This window comes from Chloroflexota bacterium, from assembly GCA_018825785.1.
In the GTDB taxonomy this organism is placed as follows: domain Bacteria; phylum Chloroflexota; class Dehalococcoidia; order JACVQG01; family JAHKAY01; genus JAHKAY01.
This window is the reverse complement of record JAHKAY010000051.1, coordinates 1-3,925: the sequence shown is the minus strand read 5'-3', so window position 1 is coordinate 3,925 and position 3,925 is coordinate 1. Positions and strand designations below refer to the sequence as shown.

Sequence of the window (3,925 nt, the reverse complement as noted above, 5' to 3'; positions counted from 1 at the left end):
CTCCCCCCCCATGATCTCTTCCCCCTCGAAGCCCACCAGGAGGGACGCCAGGACAAATTCGGGCCTGAAGTTGGGAAAGTCATGGTAGTCATCGTAGGCGAGCCCCTGGGCGCAGATAGGTATGGAGCTGGTCAGGTCCCCCACGGACTCCACGTAGCCGTCTTCCACGTGGGCCAGGGGGAAGTAGCGCTCGCCGAAAGCCCGGGCGAACGCTCCTACCATGTCCCCAATGCCTCCGGCCCCGAGGATGCTTTCCCTGTGCTCGGGCAGGTACTCCTGCACCAGCCCCTGGAAGAAAGCGAAGTCCTCCACCTCCCCCAGCTCGGCGATGACCACGGAGAGGGCTGGGGGCCGGGAGACTGCGCGGAGCGCCTCCCCCAGAGCGACTAGGGGCCCGACAGCCTTTGAAGTGCCCATTTGAGCTTCTCCGTCTCGGAGATATAGGCCCTGGCCTCCTTCACCGCGGCGTCAACCTCCGCCGCCCTGGCCACCGCACGGTCCATGTCCAGCTTCCCATCAGGGCCGACCAGCTCCTTAGCCAGCTCCAGGAGGCGCAACTTCTTCTCCGGGACCGCCTCAAGAGCCCGGATGAGGTCCTGGTTGATCATCTTGAGCCCCTTTCAACCTACCCCTTTCGTCCCTACCCTCCTCACGAACTCGTGGACAGCGTCCTCCCCCCTCTGGGAGGTGCGGACCTCGGCGGTGGCCACCTCGGGGAAGAAGCCGGCCATTGTCTGCTTGACCTCTTCCACCGTGAGGGAAGGGTCGGGGTCGGGGTGCTCCCTGCCGTCATACACGAATACCCGTGCCATGCTTCACCTCCTTTCGTTGTGGTGTATTACCGATAGTGATATACCATTAGTGCCCTGAGCATGGCCGATATATGGGCCTTGTTCACGATGAAGGCTGACATTTATCTCCCTTCGGCAAGCTTCAGGTCTGCCTGCGAGAGCATATCTGTCTGCGTCCCCTGCTCCCTCGCTGCAGCCACAATTGCCCTGATGCCTTCCGCAACACTCCTGCAGTAGGCAGGGCCATACCATTCGTTGAAGTTCCGGTCTCCCTCGTACTTATCCGCCCACCTCAGGTTGTAGCCGGGGTCTCCACTGTACTCAGAGGTCTGCAGCATGTTGCGGAAAAGGCCGATGTCAGCGTAGCTGCACTGGAAACCCTGGAGGCTGTAGTGGGCGATGAAACCCATGCTGCCTGTGATGAACTGGTAGGTTGGTTTGTTGAGCTTCCCTATGTCGCCTGTCTGAAAGACCTGCCTTATGTTCTGCTCCAGGGCTCTCACATTGTGGGGGCGCCAGTTCCCTTTCTCCTGAGCCATTACAGCCGCCCCTGCAGAGCCGGCACATCCTTGATCTTGGGGTGGCCGAAGTAGAGGTCGCGCTCGATGCCAAGCCCGAAAGCGCCCTTGATGGACTGGAGCTCGCTCAGGCTAAAATAGCCCCACTCCAGTTCGAACCCATCCACCAGGCCGAAGAACTGGTCTTTGCCGTCAAACTCGACGGCATACCAGGTCCAGCTACCGGTGGGGTCGAAGAACTTGGCCACCACCTCCTTCTCCTCCGCGGGGATTTTCTCGGTGGCGCCGATCTCGGGGAACTGCTTCAGCAGCTCCTTGGTCAAGAGTTGCATTCTGCTGCCTCCTCCGCCAGCTCTTCGCGTCTGGCCGCTCTTCTTGCCTCGTGGGCCGCTTTCTGAGCCGGGCTGAGCGTGTCATCCTTCCAGGTCGTAGGAGCCTCGCCCTCGCAGAGCAAGGCGTACTCCCTGGCCTCCTCATCCCCATCCTCGAAGTAGCAGACAACCTCGTAATAGGTGCCGAAGTCGTGGGGATTGCTCTTGACAGCGAGCCTTGCCCCCTCGGGCTCCGGCCCCAGCTTCTTCCGGATGAGGTCCAGGAAGCGCCGGCACTCCGCCCGCATGGCCTCGTGATAGTCGCCCTCGGGGTTGACCTGGACGCAGCTCTCCTCACAGGGGGCGCTGCCGATGCTGATGTCGTCCCTCATACTTCACCTCCTTTCTACGTTTTATGCCCGCCAGACCTGAAAGCCTCTGGGAAGGCGCTTAAGCTTCCAGGCGTGGCGGACCATCTCCCGAACTGCTCTTTCCGAGCTGTAGGACCCTGTGGTGGGCCCGTAGGCATAGACATTGCCGGGGAAGAAGTAGTACCAGCGGCTTTCCTTTTCCCTAGCCACTACTCCTTGCCTCCTTCCGGGAACGCGGCCTGGCGCTTCTTATCCGCCCGCTCCCACATCTCGAACGACTGGACCGCGCCCACCAGGTGCTTCAGCCGCCTGGCCACGCTCTCCAGCTCGCCCACCAGCTTGGCCAGCTTGCGAGCCTCCGGGGTCATCTGTCGCAGAGTGCGCTTGCGATACGGCATACCTCCTCCTTACCTTTTCCAGGACCCGCCTGCGCCTTGCCGAAGTGGAGGCCAGGCAGCCCAGGCAGAGCCTCTTCCCCAGGAAGAGGGCCGTCCAGGGCCCGGCCCCGCAATCCTCACAGGGGTCAGGTACTCGCTCCATCTCTAGAACCAGCTGGCGAAGGTGGGCCCCTGGCCCTGGAGCTCGTCCTGGACGAGCCGGCGCGCCAGCGGATAGTGGGCCATGAAGCCGTAGTGGTAGTGCCGGGCGCGGAAGGCCCGCTCCACCACATCCCGTCCCACCTTCAGGAGCTTCTCCCTGTCCCAGCCCTGGGCCATGTGGCAGTAGTACTCACAGGCGTGTGTCTCCCCCTGGATGTAGTCCAGGAGGGCGCCGGCTGCCGCCGCCGGCGTGAAATAGCCCAGGGAGACGCAGATCATGTGGGCCACCAGGCGGGGGTAGCGACGCAGGACCTCCACCCGGGTCTGCGGCCGGGGCCTCAAGACTGCTCTAGCCTTCTCTTGCATGGGTCACCTCCTTACACTTAAGTCACCCCCGCCTTTCTCAGCTCCTCGGTCAGGGCCTGCACCACCTGGTGGGACTGGACCTCGTCCAGGCCCATCGCTTCCAGCCGGCGGTGGATCCTGGCCAGGGCGGCACGGACCCGGGTGATCTTGCGCCGGCGGGAGGGCTCCACCGCGGGGTGGGCGACCAGGCGGTGGGCCAGGGCGTCCAGGTCCGAGGCAAAAGTCTGCCCGCAGAGGGCGCAGCGAGGCACTCTCGGCTTCTTCGTGACCATTTACTCCCCCCCCTTTTTTGGTCAGTCGTCTAGCAGAAAGTAGGCGTGATAGCGAATTGGTGGCCAGCCGAGCCTGAAGACGAACCACCTTGCCCATACGACATTCCTGAAGGTCGTTCGCCAGTACCAGACCAGGGCTATGGCTTTCTCACGCCAGCTGGCGAAGAAGTCAAAGGCCAGTCGCCCGATAACCTCGGGAGGAGCCATCGGCTCAGACATTCCTCACCTCCTTGCGCCCCTGGGAACGCCAGGGGGTATGACAGGCACAAAAAAAGGCCCCAGGTGTAGACATATGCCTACACCTGGGGTTGGATTGAAGACCCTGCGGCCCAGGGGGGAGGGTTTCGCCTCCCCGTAGAAGGGGGTTGTCCGCCTGAGGGGGTTGCCCGCCTTAGGCGGTTATCCCAAGCCCTCCCCTCTGGGCCAGGGCCTTAATTGCCGAGGAACCTTTTGACAGCCTGGTCTACCTGTTGCTCCATCTGGTCTACCATTCCTTTAGGTATAGCCCCCCTGTGATAGCGGGTCAGCTTCCTGAGCTTGTTCTTGCTGATGTTGAGCTTGCCTCGTATTTCCACCCAGAGGATTTGCTTGCTCTCCAGGAGCTTTACCATAGCGACCCGCCTGTGGGAGAAAGCCCCCACTCCGATGGCGACTATCTCCCAGAGAGGGCGGTTGGCGAGGTATTCTGCCCTGGCGATGCTGTCAAACGGCCCTCTTTTGAAGGGCCTTCGGCCAGGGTTCGGCCCCTGATGGAGAT

12 protein-coding genes are annotated in these 3,925 nt (G+C 62.3%); all 12 read right to left on the bottom strand.

What is annotated here, in order from left to right:
- Positions 1 to 417: hypothetical protein (locus KJ624_07150; GenBank protein ID MBU2009592.1), on the bottom strand; the 417-nt coding region annotated here is incomplete at its 3' end.
- Positions 387 to 608, bottom strand: a complete 222-nt coding sequence (locus KJ624_07145; protein ID MBU2009591.1) for a hypothetical protein — start codon at positions 606 to 608, stop codon at positions 387 to 389. The genes KJ624_07145 and KJ624_07150, both read right to left, overlap by 31 nt.
- A 12-nt stretch (positions 609 to 620) precedes the next feature.
- Positions 621 to 812: a PRTRC system protein C gene (locus KJ624_07140; GenBank protein MBU2009590.1), complete on the bottom strand. Its 192-nt coding sequence runs from the start codon at positions 810 to 812 to the stop codon at positions 621 to 623.
- 101 nt (positions 813 to 913) lie between these two features.
- A complete protein-coding gene (locus tag KJ624_07135; GenBank protein ID MBU2009589.1) occupies positions 914 to 1,330 on the bottom strand; it encodes a hypothetical protein in 417 nt (138 codons plus the stop codon).
- On the bottom strand, positions 1,330 to 1,641 hold the full coding sequence (locus KJ624_07130) for a DUF2958 domain-containing protein (GenBank protein MBU2009588.1): 312 nt from the start codon (positions 1,639 to 1,641) through the stop codon (positions 1,330 to 1,332). The genes KJ624_07135 and KJ624_07130 overlap by 1 nt, the downstream gene beginning before the upstream one ends.
- Positions 1,629 to 2,012 (bottom strand): hypothetical protein, encoded by a 384-nt coding sequence (locus KJ624_07125; GenBank protein MBU2009587.1) that lies wholly within the window; start codon positions 2,010 to 2,012, stop codon positions 1,629 to 1,631. The genes KJ624_07130 and KJ624_07125 overlap by 13 nt, the downstream gene beginning before the upstream one ends.
- 21 nt (positions 2,013 to 2,033) lie before the next feature.
- Positions 2,034 to 2,201 (bottom strand): hypothetical protein, encoded by a 168-nt coding sequence (locus KJ624_07120; GenBank protein ID MBU2009586.1) that lies wholly within the window; start codon positions 2,199 to 2,201, stop codon positions 2,034 to 2,036.
- Positions 2,201 to 2,389: a hypothetical protein gene (locus KJ624_07115; protein MBU2009585.1), complete on the bottom strand. Its 189-nt coding sequence runs from the start codon at positions 2,387 to 2,389 to the stop codon at positions 2,201 to 2,203. The genes KJ624_07120 and KJ624_07115 overlap by 1 nt, the downstream gene beginning before the upstream one ends.
- A gap of 144 nt (positions 2,390 to 2,533) precedes the next feature.
- Positions 2,534 to 2,896 carry a hypothetical protein gene (locus KJ624_07110; protein ID MBU2009584.1) on the bottom strand — a complete coding sequence of 121 codons (363 nt, stop codon included), beginning with the start codon at positions 2,894 to 2,896 and terminating at the stop codon, positions 2,534 to 2,536.
- Positions 2,897 to 2,913: 17 nt separating this feature from the next.
- Entirely contained in the window at positions 2,914 to 3,168 is a 255-nt protein-coding gene (locus tag KJ624_07105) for a hypothetical protein (protein MBU2009583.1), read from the bottom strand.
- 21 nt (positions 3,169 to 3,189) lie between these two features.
- Complete coding sequence (locus KJ624_07100) at positions 3,190 to 3,387, bottom strand: hypothetical protein (GenBank protein ID MBU2009582.1); 198 nt, start codon at positions 3,385 to 3,387, stop codon at positions 3,190 to 3,192.
- Between the two features lie 212 nt (positions 3,388 to 3,599).
- On the bottom strand, positions 3,600 to 3,925 hold a 326-nt coding region (locus KJ624_07095; GenBank protein ID MBU2009581.1), incomplete at its 5' end, for a hypothetical protein.

Coding starts and splice junctions, on each gene's coding strand:
- KJ624_07145 (MBU2009591.1), bottom strand. CDS start 608: ATGATCAACCAGGACCTCATCCGGGCTCTTGAGGCGGTCCCGGAGAAG.
- KJ624_07140 (MBU2009590.1), bottom strand. CDS start 812: ATGGCACGGGTATTCGTGTATGACGGCAGGGAGCACCCCGACCCCGAC.
- KJ624_07135 (MBU2009589.1), bottom strand. CDS start 1,330: ATGGCTCAGGAGAAAGGGAACTGGCGCCCCCACAATGTGAGAGCCCTG.
- KJ624_07130 (MBU2009588.1), bottom strand. CDS start 1,641: ATGCAACTCTTGACCAAGGAGCTGCTGAAGCAGTTCCCCGAGATCGGC.
- KJ624_07125 (MBU2009587.1), bottom strand. CDS start 2,012: ATGAGGGACGACATCAGCATCGGCAGCGCCCCCTGTGAGGAGAGCTGC.
- KJ624_07115 (MBU2009585.1), bottom strand. CDS start 2,389: ATGCCGTATCGCAAGCGCACTCTGCGACAGATGACCCCGGAGGCTCGC.
- KJ624_07110 (MBU2009584.1), bottom strand. CDS start 2,896: ATGCAAGAGAAGGCTAGAGCAGTCTTGAGGCCCCGGCCGCAGACCCGG.
- KJ624_07105 (MBU2009583.1), bottom strand. CDS start 3,168: ATGGTCACGAAGAAGCCGAGAGTGCCTCGCTGCGCCCTCTGCGGGCAG.
- KJ624_07100 (MBU2009582.1), bottom strand. CDS start 3,387: ATGTCTGAGCCGATGGCTCCTCCCGAGGTTATCGGGCGACTGGCCTTT.